This is a genomic window from Pseudomonas sp. GM33 (assembly GCF_000282295.1).
Taxonomy (GTDB): domain Bacteria; phylum Pseudomonadota; class Gammaproteobacteria; order Pseudomonadales; family Pseudomonadaceae; genus Aquipseudomonas; species Aquipseudomonas laurylsulfatiphila.
Map to the genome: position 1 here is coordinate 86,967 of NZ_AKJO01000068.1, position 15,273 is coordinate 102,239.

Here is a 15,273-nt window from a genome sequence, read left to right on the forward strand (position 1 = left end):
CTCACACCGAAGATCCACTGTGGGAGCGAGCTTGCTCGCGATGACCGCGTAGAGGTCGCTTCTCAAGTTTTCCTCTCATAAGCTAATACTAAAAAGTTATTTATTTTCTAATTCTTAGATCATTTAGTCTCTTTCTCACGCCGACATTCGGTCGCCTGACAAGGAGCTTTCTGATGAAACTGACTTTCCCTCTACGCTTGCTGGCGGCCGCAACCCTGGCTACCGCGAGTTTCTTTGCCCAGGCGGCCGACGTCACCGTCGCCTACCAGACCACCGTTGACCCGGCGAAAGTCGCCCAGGCCGACGGCGCTTACGAAAAGGCCACCAAGGCCGATATCAGCTGGCGCAAATTCGACAACGGTGCCGATATCATCGCCGCCATCGCCTCCGGCGACGTGCAGATCGGCTACCTCGGTTCCAGCCCTCTGACCGCTGCCATCACTCGCAAAGTCCCGGTGGAAACTTTCCTCATCGCCACCCAGATCGGCGCCGCCGAAGCCTTGGTCGCCCGCGACGGCTCCGGGATCAAGTCCCCGCAAGACCTGATCGGCAAGAAAATCGCCGTGCCGTTTGTATCCACCGGCCACTACAGCCTGCTCGCTGCACTGAAGCACTGGAACATCGATCCCTCGAAAGTCACCGTTCTCAACCTGGCGCCACCGGCGATCATCGCCGCCTGGAAACGCGGTGACATCGACGCCACCTACGTGTGGGATCCAGCCCTCGGCGTGGCCAAGGAAAACGGCAAGGTACTGATCACTTCCGGTGAACTGGCCAGGTTCGGCGCCCCGACCTTCGATGCCTGGATCGTGCGCAAGGATTTCGCCGAGAAGCATCCGGAAATCGTCACCGCGTTCGCCAAAGTGACCCTCGACGCCTACGCCGACTACCGCAAAGACCCACAGGCCTGGCTCGCCAACCAGGGCAACGTCGACAAGCTGGTAAAACTGTCCGGCGCCAAGGCCAGCGATATTCCGCTGCTGCTGCAAGGCAACGTCTACCCGCTGGCAGCCGATCAGGTGCTCACCCTCGGCGCGCCGACCACCAAAGCCATCACCGACACCGCGGCGTTCCTCAAGGAACAAGGCAAGGTCGAGGCCGTGCTGCCGGACTACGCGCCGTACGTCAGCGCCAAGTTCATCACCAATTGATCGGGAGTTGACTGCGATGGCTTTGCTACAGCTGGAGCGCATCAGCGCACAGTACCCCGGCAACCCGGAACCGGTGTTGGCGGATATATCCCTGAGCCTCGGGCCCCGGCAATTGCTGGTCGCCCTTGGCCCGTCCGGCAGTGGCAAGACTTCGCTCTTGAACCTGATTGCCGGTTTCGTCGAACCCAGCGCCGGGCGCATCACCCTCGACGGCGTGCCCGTCAAAGGCCCGAGCGCCGAGCGCGGCGTGGTGTTCCAGGACGACGCGCTGCTGCCCTGGCAAGACGTACTGGCCAACGTCGGCTTCGGCCTGGAGCTGGCCGGTATTGCCCGGGACAAACGCGAAGCGCGTGCCCGGGAAATGCTCGCCCTGGTCGATCTTTCCGGCTTTGACCAGCGCCGCATCTGGCAGCTCTCGGGTGGCCAGAAGCAGCGTGTCGGCCTGGCCCGCGCGCTCGCCGCCGACCCGCGCGTGTTGTTGATGGACGAACCTTTCGGCGCCCTGGATGCCTTCACCCGCGAGCAGATGCAGGAGCTGTTGCTGCAAGTCTGGCAGCGCACCGCCAAGCCGGTGTTCCTGATTACCCACGACATCGAAGAAGCCGTGTTCCTCGCCACCGACCTGATTCTGTTGGCGCCGAACCCGGGGCAAATCGTCGAGCGCCTGAGCCTCGATTTCGGTCAGCGTTATGCCGCCGGTGAGTCGGCCCGCTCGATCAAATCCGATCCGCGTTTTATCGAAACCCGCGAACACGTACTCGCCAAAGTGTTCTCCCAACGCAGCGCCGCCCAGCGGCAGGAGCGCGCATGAGCAGTTACGAAATTCCCGTCGTCGCGATAAAGCCAGGCACTCCTGTGCCTGCCGCACGACGCCGCTTGAGCACTCGCTGGATCAGCGTGCTGACACTGGCCGCGCTCATTGTCATTTGGTGGGCCGTGACCGCGACCGGTCTGATCGAGCCGCTGTTCCTGCCGCCGCCCTCCGCCGTGCTGCAAAAAGGCTGGCTGCTGGCGACCTCGGGTTACATGGACTCAACCCTGTGGCAGCACCTCGGCGCGAGTCTGAGCCGCATCGGCCTGGGCCTCGGCTTTGCGATTATCACCGCCGTGCCGGTGGGTATCGCCATCGGCGCCAACCGTATCGCCCGCGGCGTGCTCGACCCGCTGATCGAGTTCTACCGGCCCATTCCACCACTGGCCTACCTGCCGCTGATCGTGATCTGGTGCGGCATCGGCGAACTGTCGAAAGTGCTGCTGATTTACCTGGCGATTTTCGCCCCGATTGCCATCGCCACCGCCACCGGCGTGCGCACGGTCGACCCGGCCAAATTGCGTGCCGCGCAGTCGTTGGGTGCCACTCGCGCACAGTTAATTCGCCACGTGATCTTGCCGAGTGCCTTGCCGGACATTCTGACCGGGGTGCGCATTGGTCTTGGTGTCGGCTGGTCGACCCTGGTCGCCGCCGAATTGATCGCCGCCACCAGCGGTCTTGGCTTTATGGTGCAATCGGCCGCGCAGTTCCTGGTCACCGATGTGGTGGTCCTGGGGATTCTGGTGATCGCACTGATCGCCTTTGCGATGGAGTTGGGCCTTCGCGCCCTGCAACGCAAATTGGTGCCGTGGCATGGCCAGGCCCACTGAATAATTGCCCTGTGAGTACCCCTGTGGGAGCGAGCTTGCTCGCGATGGCGGTTGCACGTTCAACACTTGTGTCGCCTGACAGTCCGCTATCGCGAGCAAGCTCGCTCCCACAAAAGCTCGACACCCCGGATCAATGAGAACCACCCATGAGCCAGTTGACCATCGTCCCTTTGAGTTCTGCCCTCGGTGCACAGATCAGCGGCATCGACATCAGCCAGCCACTGAGCGCGGAACAACGCGACGCCATCGAGCGGGCCCTGCTCAAGCATCAGGTGCTGTTCTTTCGCGACCAGCCGATCACGCCACAGCAACAGGCGCGATTCGCCGCGAATTTCGGCGACCTGCACATTCACCCGATCTACCCCAATGTGCCGGAACAGCCGCAAGTGCTGATCCTCGACACCGCCGTCACTGACGTGCGCGATAACGCGATCTGGCACACCGACGTGACCTTCCTGCCGACCCCGGCCATGGGCGCGGTGCTCAGCGCCAAGCTGCTGCCGGAGTTTGGCGGCGACACCTTGTGGGCCAGCGGAATTGCCGCGTACGAGGCGCTGTCGACACCGGTGAAAACCTTGCTCGAAGGCCTGACCGCCACCCACGATTTCACCCGTTCGTTCCCGCTGGAGCGCTATGGCAACACGCCCGAAGCGTTGGCTCAGTGGGAGGAAGCACGGCGCAAGAATCCGCCCCTGTCGCACCCGGTGATCCGCACGCACCCGGTGAGCGGGCGGCGTTCGCTGTTCGTCAACGAAGGCTTCACCTCGAAGATCAACGAATTGTCGGAAACCGAAAGCGAGGCGATTCTGAAGTTTCTGTTTGCCCACGCGACGCGGCCGGAATTCACCATTCGCTGGCGCTGGCAGCAGGACGACATTGCGTTCTGGGACAACCGCGTGACCCAGCATTACGCCGTGGATGATTACCGGCCGGCGCGGCGGGTGATGCAGCGGGCGACGGTGTTGGGGGATGTGCCTTTTTTTCGGTGAATCCCTGACATTTTCATTGCCTGTTCAGGCCTCATCGCGAGCAAGCTCGCTCCCACATTGGATTTGTGTCGACCACCAACCTGTGGGAGCGAGCTTGCTCGCGATGAGGCCAGGACAGGCACCAGAAGACCCGGCGCCTGACTCTTACTCAGCCATCGAAGGCTTCTCCCAAAGATTGATCCCGCCCTCCTGGGCAAACCGATCAATCTCCGCCAGTTCCTCTGCACTGAAGCTCAGGTTCTTCAACGCCCCGACGTTCTCGATGATCTGCTCCGGCCGGCTCGCGCCAATCAATGCCGAAGTGACCCGTGGATCACGCAGGGTCCAGGCCAGCGCCAGTTGCGCCAGGCTCTGGCCACGACGCCTGGCGATTTCGTTGAGTGCGCGCACCTGGGCGATGTTGGCCTCGGACAAGTGCGATGCCTGCAACGAACCACCCCCCGGACGATTGACCCGCGCATCCGTCGGCACGCCGTTGAGGTACTTGTCCGTCAGCAATCCCTGCGCCAGCGGCGTGAATGCAATCACACCCGTGCCGAGTTCCTCGGTGGTGTCCAGCAGGTCTTTTTCCACCCAGCGATTGAGCAGGTTGTAGGCCGGTTGGTGGATCAGCAGCGGGACTTTCCACTCTTTGAGCAAGGCCGCCATTTCGCGGGTTTTCACCCCGGAATAAGACGAAATGCCGATGTACAGCGCCTTGCCCTGCTGCACCGCGGTGGCCAGCGCACTGGCGGTTTCTTCCAGTGGCGTGTCCGGGTCGAAACGGTGGGAATAGAAGATGTCGACATAGTCCACGCCCAGGCGCTGCAGGCTCTGGTCGAGGCTGGCCAGCACGTATTTGCGCGAACCGCCGCCCTGACCGTAAGGCCCCGGCCACATGTCCCAACCGGCCTTGCTGGAGATGATCAACTCGTCACGGTACTGCTTGAAGTCTTCACGCAGCAAACGGCCGAAGTTGATTTCGGCACTGCCATAGGGCGGGCCGTAGTTGTTGGCCAGGTCGAAATGGTTGATCCCCAGATCGAACGCCGTGCGCAGCAACGCGCGCTGGGTATCGATCGGCGTGCTGTCGCCGAAGTTGTGCCACAGGCCCAACGACAGCGCAGGCAGCACCAACCCACTGCGACCCACGCGGCGGTATGGGATGGAGTCGTAGCGGTTTTCGGCAGCGGTGTAAGTCATCGAATCCTCTCTTGTCGGTCTTGAATCTGGTATCGACTGCTTCGCCAGTTGCCCAGCATACGCCCGGATCAACGCCAGAAAACCCGGGATTCGACTAAATGCTGAAACGTTTCACAGAAATTCATTCTGCCCGCACAATCGAACAGAACAGCGACAGGCTTGCGTGATCCGGGTCGACAGGAACACAGTCGCCAAAGCAACGAAGACGCGATAACGATCGCAAGGACGGAAGAAGCCATGCACACCACCATCATCATCACCTTCGGCCTGGTCCTGCTCGCGATGATGCTGTTCATCGGCGAGAAACTCGGCTTCAGCCGCCAGACACTCACCTACAGTTTCGTGATCCTGTGGCTGGCGCTGACAGTGATCAACGGCGCCATCGGCGTGGTGACCGCCGGCCAGTCGTTGAGTACGGAACTGGGGATCGGCACGATGGTGTTCAGTATCCCGGTGGCGGCGCTGGTGTTGTTCATGGTGCTGAGCGCCGAGAGCTGACATGCCCCGGCGCCCCGCCCGCGATCAACGCACCAGATGCAGGAACTGCATGTGCCGCTCGTACTGGTCGAGGATGTCGTTGATGATTTGTTCCTTGGTGTAGCCCACCAGGTCGTAGTCCTGGCTGCCCTCGCTCAGATGCACTTCGGCCCGGTAGTAACGGCGATTGTTGAGTTGCTTGGAACCCATGCCGCCACGGGCAAACGAAGGCGTGAAATAGCCACGCATCTGCACCTGATAAACGAACGGATGCTGATCGCCGTGGCCGATTTCCAGGCTGACGCTGTCATGGGCCAGGTCCGGGTGCATGACCACGTGCAGCCCCTTTTCGCGGAACACCGCCGACACTTCCTCAATGGCCGGTCGTACCGTCGTATCGAGGAAGCGATAAACCTCGTCGCGCGACGGGAAATGCACGGCCTGGCTCAGGCGTTGCCGCCAGCCGCCGCGTCGTGACCCGGACACAGGTGCCAACGAATGCATCTGCGCAATCTGCTTCTGCGACTCCAGATAAAACGCCTTGTGCAGGCCCCACATCATCAACAGCAAGATCAGCGAGAACGGCAACGAAGTCAGGACCACCGCCGACTTCAACGCATCGATGCTGCCGGAAAACAGCAGCGCGCTGGTCACCAGTGCGGTCATTGCGCCCCAGAACACCCGCAGCCATTTCGGCCCGTCTTCATCGGGATTGCCGCCCTTGGCGGACAACGTCGACAGCACCACTGTGCCGGAGTCGGCGGAGGTGACAAAGAACACAAAGCTGATGAACACCGTCACCGCGATGACGGTTTTGCTCCACGGGTAGGTTTCCAGCAGCAGGTAGAGCGTCATCGACGGATTGTCGATAGCCGACATGCCGAGCGCACTCATGCCGTGGTTGAGCACTTGATCGATGGCGCTGTTGCCGAAGATCGACATCCACGCCAGGGTGAAGCCGAGCGGAATCAGCAGCACACCGAAGACAAATTCGCGGATGGTGCGGCCACGGGAAATCCGCGCGATGAACAAGCCCACGAACGGCGACCATGCGATCCACCAGGCCCAATAGAACACCGTCCAGCCGCCCAGCCAGTCGCTGGGTTTATCGTAGGCATAGAGGTCGAAACTCTTCATCGGCAAGGCGCCGAGGTAATCGCCGAGGTTCTGGATCAGGGTGTTGAGCAAGTGCTGCGTGGGCCCGGCGAACAACACGAACAGCAACAGCGCGCAGGCCAGCAGCATGTTGATGTCGGACATGACCCGCACGCCCTTGTCGACGCCCGACACCGCAACGATGATCGCCGCGCCCATCATCAGGGTGATCAGGCCGACCTGAACCCACTGGGTGTGGGCGATGCCGAAAAGGTAGTCCAGGCCCGAATTGAGGTGCAACACACCAAAACCCATGTCGGCGCCAAGGCCGAACACCGTGGCGATGATGCCGAAGCCATCCACCGCGTAGCCGATGGGGCCATTGATGCGCTTGCCGATCAGCGGATACAGCGCCGAGCGCAGGGCCAGCGGCAGGTTGTGGCGATAGGCGAAATAGGCCAGCGCCATACCGACAAAGGCGAACACGCCCCAGCCATGCAAACCCCAGTGCAAAAACAGAATCTGCATCGCCTGACGCGCCGCGTCCGCCGTGCCGGCCTCGCCTTGCGGCGGCTGCAACATGTGGGTCAACGGTTCGGACACACAGAAGAAAAACAGGGTGATGCTGATCCCCGCGGCGAACAGCATGCCGGCCCATGACAAATAGCTGAATTCGGGCTCGTCGTGGTCGGCACCGAGCTTGATCTTGCCGTAGCCGGACAAGGCGGTGACCACCACGAAGACCAGATACAGGGTCATCGCCAGCAAGTAATACCAGCCGACCGTGTTGGCCGCCCAGTTTTGCGCCGCCAGCAACCAGGCACCGGCCTGCTCGGGCATGGCGATGACAACGACACCAAACAACAGAATGAAACTCGCCGAGAACCAGAACACCGGCGGATTCATGCGGACCAGGCCGCTTGGAGGGATGGACGATGCACTCATGTACGGTGCACCTCGAAGGGGTAAAACGTGGCTGTAGAAATCGGACTCAGCAAAGGCAAGCCTCCTGTTGTGAGCGGGCGGCGAACCACCGGTTTAACTTGAATGAACGTTCAAGTTAAACATGGATAGGGGGCTAAGGACTAATCGCAGGGCTCGGCGGTAGTGGTTGTACGCTAGCTCAAGGGAGGATCTGGTGCGGGATTGGCGACTCGATTCGGCTTGAAATCCAATCGCGAGCAAGCTCGCTCCCACAGTTGATTTGAGCCGGACGCAAGCGTTGTGAACGACGAAAAACATTGTGGGAGCGAGCTTGCTCGCGATGAGGCCAGACCAGACAACGGAGATTCAAAGGCCTACTTCTGCGCCCCATCTTCATGCTGCAGATTCGCCTGGGTCAGGTTGCTGCCCGCCGGCACGCTGCGGGTCAGCCAGACGTTGCCGCCAATGGTCGAACCCTGGCCTATGGTGATCCGCCCCAGAATCGTCGCCCCGGCATAAATCACCACGTCATCCTCGACAATCGGATGCCGCGGCTGGCCTTTCTGCAACTGGCCGTCTTCGTCCGCCGGGAAGCGCTTGGCGCCCAGGGTCACGGCCTGATAAATCCGCACGCGCTCGCCGATGATCGCGGTTTCGCCGATCACCACGCCGGTGCCGTGGTCGATGAAGAAACTGCGGCCGATCTGCGCGCCAGGGTGAATGTCGATGCCCGTGGCCGAGTGGGCGATTTCCGCGCTGATACGCGCCAGCAACGGCAGTCCGGCACGATACAAATGGTGGGCCAGCCGATGGTGAATCACCGCCAGGATCCCCGGATAGCACAACAGCACTTCATCGACACTGCGTGCCGCCGGGTCGCCGTGATAGGCCGCCAGTACGTCGGTGTCCAACAGGCTGCGCAACCCCGGCAGGGCGAGGGCGAAGTCCTGGATGATCTGGATGGTCTTGGCTTCGACTTCGGTATCGGCCTGGGCACTGTGGCGCGCGGCATAGCGCAATTCGAGTCGCGCCTGGGCCAACAGCGCATTCAACGCCACATCCAGCGTGTGGCCGACGTAGAAGTCTTCACTCTCTTCGCGCAGGTCAACCGGCCCCAGGCGCATCGGGAACAGCGCACCGCACAAGGCTTCGAGAATCTCTGCCATGGCCGCCCGGGAGGGCAGCTCGCGACCGCCCTGCTCGGTACTGGCCCGGCCATTTTGCGCTCGCCACTGCTCACGCGCGGTGCGCAGTTGGCTGACGATGGTCTGCAATTGCCAATGGCTGGAACGCTCACTCACGGTAAAAACTCCTCACGGGCGACCGGACTGTCTGGCCGCACTGACGGCGATTACTTTACGGCAAGGGCAGCGGGGCAAATTAAGAACCAATAATGCTGTGCTCATTACGATTGGCTATAAGCAATTGACGGTTGCCCAGCTTTTTTCGCGTGCCTATAGTCCGGAGATCTTCCACGGCCAGTACGGACCCATGATCAAACAACAGCTCGCCCGCTTTAACCGCCTCGACCTGCTCGGTCAACCCACCACCCTGGAAAAACTCGAACGCCTGTCGACCTGGCTGGGTCGTGACGTATACGTCAAACGCGATGACCTGACGCCGCTGGCAATGGGCGGCAACAAGCTACGCAAACTCGAATACTTGGCCGCCGATGCGCTGGCCCAGGGTGCCGACACCTTGATCACCGCCGGCGCGCTGCAATCGAACCACGTGCGCCAGACGGCTGCCATTGCGGCGAAACTGGGTCTGGGCTGCGTAGCCCTTCTGGAAAACCCCCTCGGCACCGATGACAACAATTACACCGGCAACGGCAACCGCCTGCTGCTCGACCTGTTCGATGCCAAGGTCGAACTGGTGGAAAACCTCGACAACGCCGACGAACAACTGCAAGCCCTGGCTGGCCGACTGCGCAGCAACGGCAAGAAGCCGTACCTGGTGCCGATCGGAGGCTCCAACGCGCTGGGCGCACTCGGTTATGTACGTGCCGGGCTGGAACTGGCCGAACAGATCAAGGACACCGGCCTGACGTTCGCTGCCGTGGTCCTGGCCTCGGGCAGTGCCGGTACCCACAGTGGCCTGGCACTGGCCTTGAGTGAAGCACTGCCGGACCTGCCAGTGATCGGCGTGACGGTCTCGCGCAGCGATGAAGACCAGCGGCCAAAGGTTCAAGGCCTGGCCGAACGCACTGCCGAGCTGCTGGGTGTGAGCTTGCCGGATGCTTTCAAGGTCGAGTTGTGGGACGAATACTTTGCCCCGCGTTATGGCGAGCCGAATGCCGGAACACTGGCGGCGGTGAAGCTGCTGGCGAGTCAGGAAGGCTTGCTGCTGGACCCGGTCTACACTGGCAAGGCCATGGCAGGCTTGCTGGACGGGATCGGGCGTCAGCGTTTCGACGAGGGTCCGATTATCTTCCTGCACACTGGCGGGGCGCCGGCGTTGTTTGCCTATAAGGATTTTCTGTAGGAGCGAGCCTGCTCGCGATGGACGACAGGGCACCGCGGGGTGTCAGGTTGCCCGCGTTATCGTTGACGACCATCGCGAGCAGGCTCGCTCCTACAGTAAAAACGCAAGCTATTCAAAAATGGAATAACCAGAAGAATAATTATTATTTTCCATTCTAAAAACGCCATCATATAGTCATGCTACAGGTGAATTTGCAGCGAGACGCATAAGCTGCATTAGGGCAGGATATCGCAGTCGTCCGATTCCCGAATTTGCCAACTTTCCTAAAGCGTCTTCCATAAGAAAACACAGGGGCTTGTCATGAATTTTTCCGCACTACGTCGCAATCTGCTGGTGGGCTCGCTGGGCCTGGCACTGAGCGCCGGCCTGATTGGCCAAGCCGTTGCCGGTGAGCAACTGCAAAAAATCAAGGACGCCGGCGTGATCAACGTTGGCCTGGAAGGCACTTACCCACCGTTCAGTTTCGTCGATGCCGACGGCAAACTGACCGGCTTCGAAGTCGAGTTCTCCGAAGCCCTGGCCAAAGAGCTGGGCGTCAAGGTCAAACTGCAACCGACCAAATGGGACGGCATCCTCGCAGCCCTGGAATCCAAGCGCCTGGACGCAGTGATCAACCAGGTGACCATCTCTGAAGAGCGCAAGAAGAAGTATGACTTCTCCGAGCCGTACACCGTTTCCGGTATCCAGGCACTGGTGCTGACCAAGAAGGCCCCCGAGCTGAACATCAAGACCGCTGCCGACCTGGGTGGCAAGAAAGTCGGTGTAGGCCTGGGCACCAACTACGAAGAGTGGGTGAAAACCAACGTGCCGACCGCTGACATCCGCACTTACGAAGATGATCCGACCAAGTTCCAGGACCTGCGTGTCGGCCGTATCGACGCCATTCTGATCGACCGTCTGGCTGCACTGGAATACGCCAAGAAGGCCAAGGACACCACCGCCGCCGGTGACGCATTCTCCCGTCAGGAAGCCGGCATTGCCCTGCGCAAAGGCGAGCCTGAACTGCTGGCCGCGGTGAACAAGGCGATCGACAAGCTGCGCGCCGATGGCACCCTGAAAAAACTCTCGGAAAAATACTTCAACGCTGACGTCACTCAATAATGGAAGAAGCTTTCCAACTCGCACTGGACTCCGTGCCCTTTCTGCTCAAGGGCGCGTACTACACGGTCATCCTCAGCCTGGGCGGGATGTTCTTCGGCCTGGTGATGGGGTTCGGCCTGGCGCTGATGCGCCTGTCGCGCTTCAAGCTGGTGAGCTGGATCGCCCGCATCTACGTGTCGTTCTTTCGCGGCACGCCGTTGCTGGTGCAACTGTTCGTGATCTATTACGGCTTGCCGCAATTGGGTCTGGAACTTGATCCGCTGCCGGCGGCCCTGATCGGCTTCTCGCTGAACATGGCCGCCTACGCCTGCGAAATCCTGCGTGCCGCGATCAGCTCCATCGAGCGCGGCCAGTGGGAAGCCGCTGCCAGTATCGGCATGACCCGCGCGCAAACCCTGCGCCGGGCCATCCTGCCGCAGGCCATGCGCACCGCATTGCCGCCGCTGGGCAACAGCTTCATCTCGCTGGTCAAGGACACGGCGCTGGCCGCTACCATCCAGGTGCCGGAGCTGTTCCGTCAGGCACAGCTGATCACCGCCCGTACCTTCGAAATCTTCACCATGTATCTTGCCGCCGCATTGATCTACTGGGTCCTGGCCACGGTGCTGTCGCACCTGCAGAACCAGTTGGAAGCGCGGGTCAATCGGCACGACCAGGAGTCCTGACCCAATGATTGTCGTGGAAAAACTGACAAAGCAGTTCAAGGGTCAAGTCGTGCTCAACGGCATCGATCTTGAGGTCAAGGAAGGCGAGGTGGTCGCGATCATCGGCCCCAGCGGTTCGGGCAAGACCACCTTCCTGCGCTGCCTGAATTTCCTGGAAGAACCCACCAGCGGCCGGATCAAGGTCGGCGATATCGAGATCGATACCAGCCGTCCCCTGAACCAGCAGCAGAGCCTGGTGCGACGTTTGCGCCAGCACGTGGGCTTCGTGTTCCAGAACTTCAACCTGTTCCCCCATCGCACCGCCCTGGAAAACGTCATCGAAGGCCCGATCGTGGTCAAGAAGACCCCGCACGCCGACGCTGTAGCCCTGGGTAAAAAACTCTTGGCCAAGGTCGGTCTGGCGGGCAAGGAGGACGCTTACCCGCGACGCCTCTCCGGTGGCCAGCAACAGCGCGTGGCGATTGCCCGGGCGCTGGCGATGGAGCCCGAAGTGATCCTGTTCGATGAGCCGACCTCGGCCCTCGACCCGGAACTGGTGGGCGAGGTATTGGCGACCATCCGCGGCCTGGCTGAAGAAAAACGCACCATGGTGATCGTCACCCACGAAATGGGTTTTGCCCGGGACGTGGCCAACCGTGTGGTGTTTTTCGACAAGGGCGTAATCGTCGAACAAGGCGAAGCGAAGGCGTTGTTTGCCAACCCGAAAGAAGAACGAACCCGGCAGTTCCTGAGCAAGTTCCTGAATAACGCTCATAACTAACAGCCCTGCGCAACAACGGTAAACTTCCATGGATGGAAGTGACACCCCTCGAAAGCCCCCTCATTAATACCAAACAAAACTCACCTATTAAACATGCATATCCTGTACGCGCGCACGGTACAAATATATGCTTCACGATAATTAAGCAATGCCAATTCAACCAGATCCTCCGTCGTAGGACGGTGCCCAGGACTTGCACCAATCCGCCCGTATTCATCCGCTTTCAGCAGAAAACTTCGACGCACAAGCACGGTTTAATTACTTGAAACCGTAGGAACTTTCTGAATAGCGCCACACAACCACCATAACTAACAAATCTTATTGACAGCGGATCTCCCGGACTCTTATCTAGTCTCCAGCCAGCGACACCCACCACATTAAACTCATTATTCCCGCTCAAAGTAATGAATGGTTTATCTGTTCAATTATTGGTTTTTGATATTCCAGAAACGGACTTCGTTGCAAGACTTCAAGGAGACTTCATGAATAGCACCTCGAACAAATCCGGGTTTGCAGCCCCGACCCTGGCGCAATCGAACAAGGCCGGCATCAACGTCACCTGCGCAGCGCACCTGCTGATCGATGTGGCACCCTACCCCGCCATGGACGCAGGAGACCTGGTCGAACTGTTCTGGGACAACTGCTACGTGGCTTCCCGCGTGCTGACGGCCAGTGATGTCGGCCGACCGGTGCAGTTGCGAGTGCCTGAGAGTTTTGTCGCCAACGGTACCTCGCGCATTCACTACCGGGTCATGCAGATTGGCCGGGGGCCGGCGGTATCGGCCAGTCAAAACGTGCAGATCAAACTCGACTGTCCAGGCGGCCAACCCTCAGCGCTGTGCGGCGATGAAAACCAGTGCCTGGCACCGGTGAGCATTCCCGAGGCAATTCGCCGTCAGGGGGTCAATCCGAGCCAGGTCAAACGCGGTGTTCCCTTGACCATCGAGCCGTACCTGAACATGGCCGTCGACGACGAGATCACCCTGCGCTGGGGCGATGTGCGCATGGATCTGCCACCGCTCAAGTCAGCCGATATAGGCCAGCCGATCCAGGTCTGGATACCACCGGCCATCATCCTCGAAGCCGGTGAAGATCTGCGGCTGGAAGTGACTTACTGCATTCTCGATAGGGTGGGCAACAACTCCCGCTGGGCACCGGCCCGCACGCTGAAGATCGGTTGCGCCAATCCTTATCTGAAAGTCCCGAAGAAACAGCACCTCAAGGCCGCCGAAACTCACAGACGATGATGTCGTTACGGTAAAAACTCAAAAGATCGCAGCCTTCGGCAGCTCCTACAGGGTTAAGGCATAAACCCCTGTAGGAGCTGCCGAAGGCTGCGATCTTGGCGACAGCGCCATTGCCACCCTTCTATCTATATTCCTAGAAGTTAGTTCATAAAATATTTATACACGTTTAGGGTATATACACCGGACCACCGGACATTCTTGTTTTCATGCGCGGCCACAAGCGGCGCTTCCATGAGATGTGAGGTAGGTATGGTCCGGAACACAATCACCCCAGTGCAGATCGCCAGGGCATTGCGAGCAGCCAAGGAGTGGCACTGATGTCCAGTCTGGCAGATGCAATCGTCCAGAGTGACCTGGACATCGCCCCGTTGTTGTTGCCCGCACAAATCTTGCGCAACGACGCCCAAGCCATCAAGGCAGCCCACGAACTGGCGCACGTCGCACGCCTGCAAGCGGCCAAACGCGACCAGTTGCGCAAGCTTCCATGGTCTGAAATCGAACTGTTCACCCGCAGCGGCCTGGGCAGCATTTCCATCCCCCGCGAGTACGGTGGCCCGCAAGTTTCGTTCGTCACCCTGGCCGAGGTCTTCGCGATCATTTCCGCCGCCGACCCGGCGCTTGGGCAGATCCCGCAAAACCAGTTCGGCATTCTTAACCTGATCCTCGGCAGCGCCACCGAAACGCAGAAAAGGCAACTGTTCAAAAGCGTCCTGGATGGCTGGCGCATCGGCAATGCCGGGCCGGAGCGCGGCACCAAAAACACCCTGGAACTGAAGGCACGCCTCACCGCTGACGGCGTCCTCAACGGCCAGAAGTTCTATTCCACCGGTGCACTGTTCGCCCATTGGGTTGCGGTCAAGGCATTGAACGTCGACGGCAAACAAGTGCTGGCGTTCATCCGTCGCGGCACGCCGGGATTGCGCATCGTCGATGACTGGTCCGGCTTTGGTCAGCGCACCACCGCCAGCGGCACGATTTTGCTCAACAACGTGCAGGTCGATCCCGAACTGGTGGTGGATAACTGGCGGATCAACGACACGCCGAACATCCAGGGCGCCGTCTCCCAACTGATCCAGGCAGCCATCGACGCCGGTATCGCCCGGGGCGCCATTGACGACGCCATCGACTTCGTGAAAACCCGCGCCCGGCCGTGGATCGACGCCAAGGTCGAGCGGGCCAGCGATGACCTGTATGTGATCGCCGATATCGGCAAGCTGAAAATCGAACTGCACGCCGCCGAAGCGCTGCTGCGCAAGGCCGGGCAGGTACTCGATGAAGTCAGCGCCACACCGCTCACCGCCGAGTCCGCCGCCCGCGCCTCGATTGCCGTGGCCGAAGCCAAAGTGCTGACCACCGAGATTTCATTACTGGCCAGCGAAAAGCTTTTCGAACTGGCCGGCAGCCGCGCCACCCTCGCCGAATTCAACCTCGACCGCCACTGGCGCAATGCCCGGGTGCACACGCTGCACGATCCGGTGCGCTGGAAATACCACGCCATCGGCGCCTATCGCCTCAACGGCACGCTGCCTAATCGTCATTCCTGGATTTAACGACCAG

14 protein-coding genes are annotated in these 15,273 nt (G+C 60.4%); 11 read left to right on the forward strand and 3 right to left on the reverse strand.

Going from position 1 to position 15,273, the window contains the following annotated elements; translation table 11 throughout:
• The first annotated feature begins 173 nt into the window (after nucleotides 1-173).
• The 4 genes from tauA (at nucleotide 174) to tauD (ending at nucleotide 3,781) form a co-directional block, all read left to right on the forward strand.
• Nucleotides 174-1,151, forward strand: coding sequence for a taurine ABC transporter substrate-binding protein (tauA, locus tag PMI26_RS20235; RefSeq protein WP_007972879.1), 978 nt, complete (start codon nucleotides 174-176; stop codon nucleotides 1,149-1,151).
• A 16-nt stretch (nucleotides 1,152-1,167) separates the two neighbouring features.
• Entirely contained in the window at nucleotides 1,168-1,962 is a 795-nt protein-coding gene (gene tauB / locus PMI26_RS20230) for a taurine ABC transporter ATP-binding subunit (protein WP_007972881.1), read from the forward strand.
• Entirely contained in the window at nucleotides 1,959-2,792 is an 834-nt protein-coding gene (gene tauC, locus PMI26_RS20225; protein WP_007972883.1) for a taurine ABC transporter permease TauC, read from the forward strand. The genes tauB and tauC overlap by 4 nt, the downstream gene beginning before the upstream one ends.
• Nucleotides 2,793-2,938: 146 nt before the next feature.
• Nucleotides 2,939-3,781, forward strand: a complete 843-nt coding sequence (tauD, locus tag PMI26_RS20220; RefSeq protein WP_007972884.1) for a taurine dioxygenase — start codon at nucleotides 2,939-2,941, stop codon at nucleotides 3,779-3,781.
• Between the two features lie 144 nt (nucleotides 3,782-3,925).
• Here tauD and mgrA read toward each other — a convergent pair whose 3' ends face one another.
• Complete coding sequence (gene mgrA / locus PMI26_RS20215; protein WP_007972886.1) at nucleotides 3,926-4,963, reverse strand: L-glyceraldehyde 3-phosphate reductase; 1,038 nt, start codon at nucleotides 4,961-4,963, stop codon at nucleotides 3,926-3,928.
• Nucleotides 4,964-5,200: 237 nt separating this feature from the next.
• On the opposite strand from mgrA, the gene PMI26_RS20210 reads away from it, so the two are divergent.
• On the forward strand, nucleotides 5,201-5,461 hold the full coding sequence (locus PMI26_RS20210) for a hypothetical protein (protein ID WP_007972888.1): 261 nt from the start codon (nucleotides 5,201-5,203) through the stop codon (nucleotides 5,459-5,461).
• Nucleotides 5,462-5,485: 24 nt separating this feature from the next.
• Here the strand turns inward: PMI26_RS20210 and betT are convergent, their stop codons facing one another.
• Nucleotides 5,486-7,441, reverse strand: coding sequence for a choline transporter BetT (gene betT, locus PMI26_RS20205; RefSeq protein WP_162130271.1), 1,956 nt, complete (start codon nucleotides 7,439-7,441; stop codon nucleotides 5,486-5,488).
• Between the two features lie 392 nt (nucleotides 7,442-7,833).
• Nucleotides 7,834-8,760 carry a serine O-acetyltransferase EpsC gene (gene epsC, locus PMI26_RS20200; protein ID WP_007972891.1) on the reverse strand — a complete coding sequence of 309 codons (927 nt, stop codon included), beginning with the start codon at nucleotides 8,758-8,760 and terminating at the stop codon, nucleotides 7,834-7,836.
• Nucleotides 8,761-8,950: 190 nt separating this feature from the next.
• On the opposite strand from epsC, the gene PMI26_RS20195 reads away from it, so the two are divergent.
• The 6 genes from PMI26_RS20195 to PMI26_RS20170 all read left to right on the forward strand — a co-directional run bounded on the left by PMI26_RS20195 (nucleotide 8,951) and on the right by PMI26_RS20170 (nucleotide 15,266).
• Entirely contained in the window at nucleotides 8,951-9,943 is a 993-nt protein-coding gene (locus tag PMI26_RS20195; RefSeq protein WP_033047660.1) for a D-cysteine desulfhydrase, read from the forward strand.
• 300 nt (nucleotides 9,944-10,243) lie between these two features.
• Complete coding sequence (gene tcyJ / locus PMI26_RS20190; RefSeq protein WP_007972895.1) at nucleotides 10,244-11,044, forward strand: cystine ABC transporter substrate-binding protein; 801 nt, start codon at nucleotides 10,244-10,246, stop codon at nucleotides 11,042-11,044.
• Nucleotides 11,044-11,709 (forward strand): cystine ABC transporter permease, encoded by a 666-nt coding sequence (gene tcyL, locus PMI26_RS20185; protein ID WP_007972897.1) that lies wholly within the window; start codon nucleotides 11,044-11,046, stop codon nucleotides 11,707-11,709. The genes tcyJ and tcyL overlap by 1 nt, the downstream gene beginning before the upstream one ends.
• A gap of 4 nt (nucleotides 11,710-11,713) precedes the next feature.
• Nucleotides 11,714-12,469, forward strand: a complete 756-nt coding sequence (gene tcyN / locus PMI26_RS20180; protein ID WP_007972898.1) for an L-cystine ABC transporter ATP-binding protein TcyN — start codon at nucleotides 11,714-11,716, stop codon at nucleotides 12,467-12,469.
• Between the two features lie 482 nt (nucleotides 12,470-12,951).
• Complete coding sequence (locus tag PMI26_RS20175) at nucleotides 12,952-13,716, forward strand: hypothetical protein (RefSeq protein ID WP_007972899.1); 765 nt, start codon at nucleotides 12,952-12,954, stop codon at nucleotides 13,714-13,716.
• Nucleotides 13,717-14,033: 317 nt separating this feature from the next.
• Complete coding sequence (locus PMI26_RS20170) at nucleotides 14,034-15,266, forward strand: SfnB family sulfur acquisition oxidoreductase (RefSeq protein ID WP_007972900.1); 1,233 nt, start codon at nucleotides 14,034-14,036, stop codon at nucleotides 15,264-15,266.
• Nucleotides 15,267-15,273: the final 7 nt, after the last annotated feature.

Excerpts from the sequence above, each read along its gene's own strand:
- tauA (WP_007972879.1), top strand. The coding sequence starts at position 174 with ATGAAACTGACTTTCCCTCTACGCTTGCTGGCGGCCGCAACCCTGGCT.
- tauB (WP_007972881.1), top strand. The coding sequence starts at position 1,168 with ATGGCTTTGCTACAGCTGGAGCGCATCAGCGCACAGTACCCCGGCAAC.
- tauC (WP_007972883.1), top strand. The coding sequence starts at position 1,959 with ATGAGCAGTTACGAAATTCCCGTCGTCGCGATAAAGCCAGGCACTCCT.
- tauD (WP_007972884.1), top strand. The coding sequence starts at position 2,939 with ATGAGCCAGTTGACCATCGTCCCTTTGAGTTCTGCCCTCGGTGCACAG.
- mgrA (WP_007972886.1), bottom strand. The coding sequence starts at position 4,963 with ATGACTTACACCGCTGCCGAAAACCGCTACGACTCCATCCCATACCGC.
- PMI26_RS20210 (WP_007972888.1), top strand. The coding sequence starts at position 5,201 with ATGCACACCACCATCATCATCACCTTCGGCCTGGTCCTGCTCGCGATG.
- betT (WP_162130271.1), bottom strand. The coding sequence starts at position 7,441 with ATGAATCCGCCGGTGTTCTGGTTCTCGGCGAGTTTCATTCTGTTGTTT.
- PMI26_RS20195 (WP_033047660.1), top strand. The coding sequence starts at position 8,951 with ATGATCAAACAACAGCTCGCCCGCTTTAACCGCCTCGACCTGCTCGGT.
- tcyJ (WP_007972895.1), top strand. The coding sequence starts at position 10,244 with ATGAATTTTTCCGCACTACGTCGCAATCTGCTGGTGGGCTCGCTGGGC.
- tcyL (WP_007972897.1), top strand. The coding sequence starts at position 11,044 with ATGGAAGAAGCTTTCCAACTCGCACTGGACTCCGTGCCCTTTCTGCTC.
- tcyN (WP_007972898.1), top strand. The coding sequence starts at position 11,714 with ATGATTGTCGTGGAAAAACTGACAAAGCAGTTCAAGGGTCAAGTCGTG.
- PMI26_RS20175 (WP_007972899.1), top strand. The coding sequence starts at position 12,952 with ATGAATAGCACCTCGAACAAATCCGGGTTTGCAGCCCCGACCCTGGCG.
- PMI26_RS20170 (WP_007972900.1), top strand. The coding sequence starts at position 14,034 with ATGTCCAGTCTGGCAGATGCAATCGTCCAGAGTGACCTGGACATCGCC.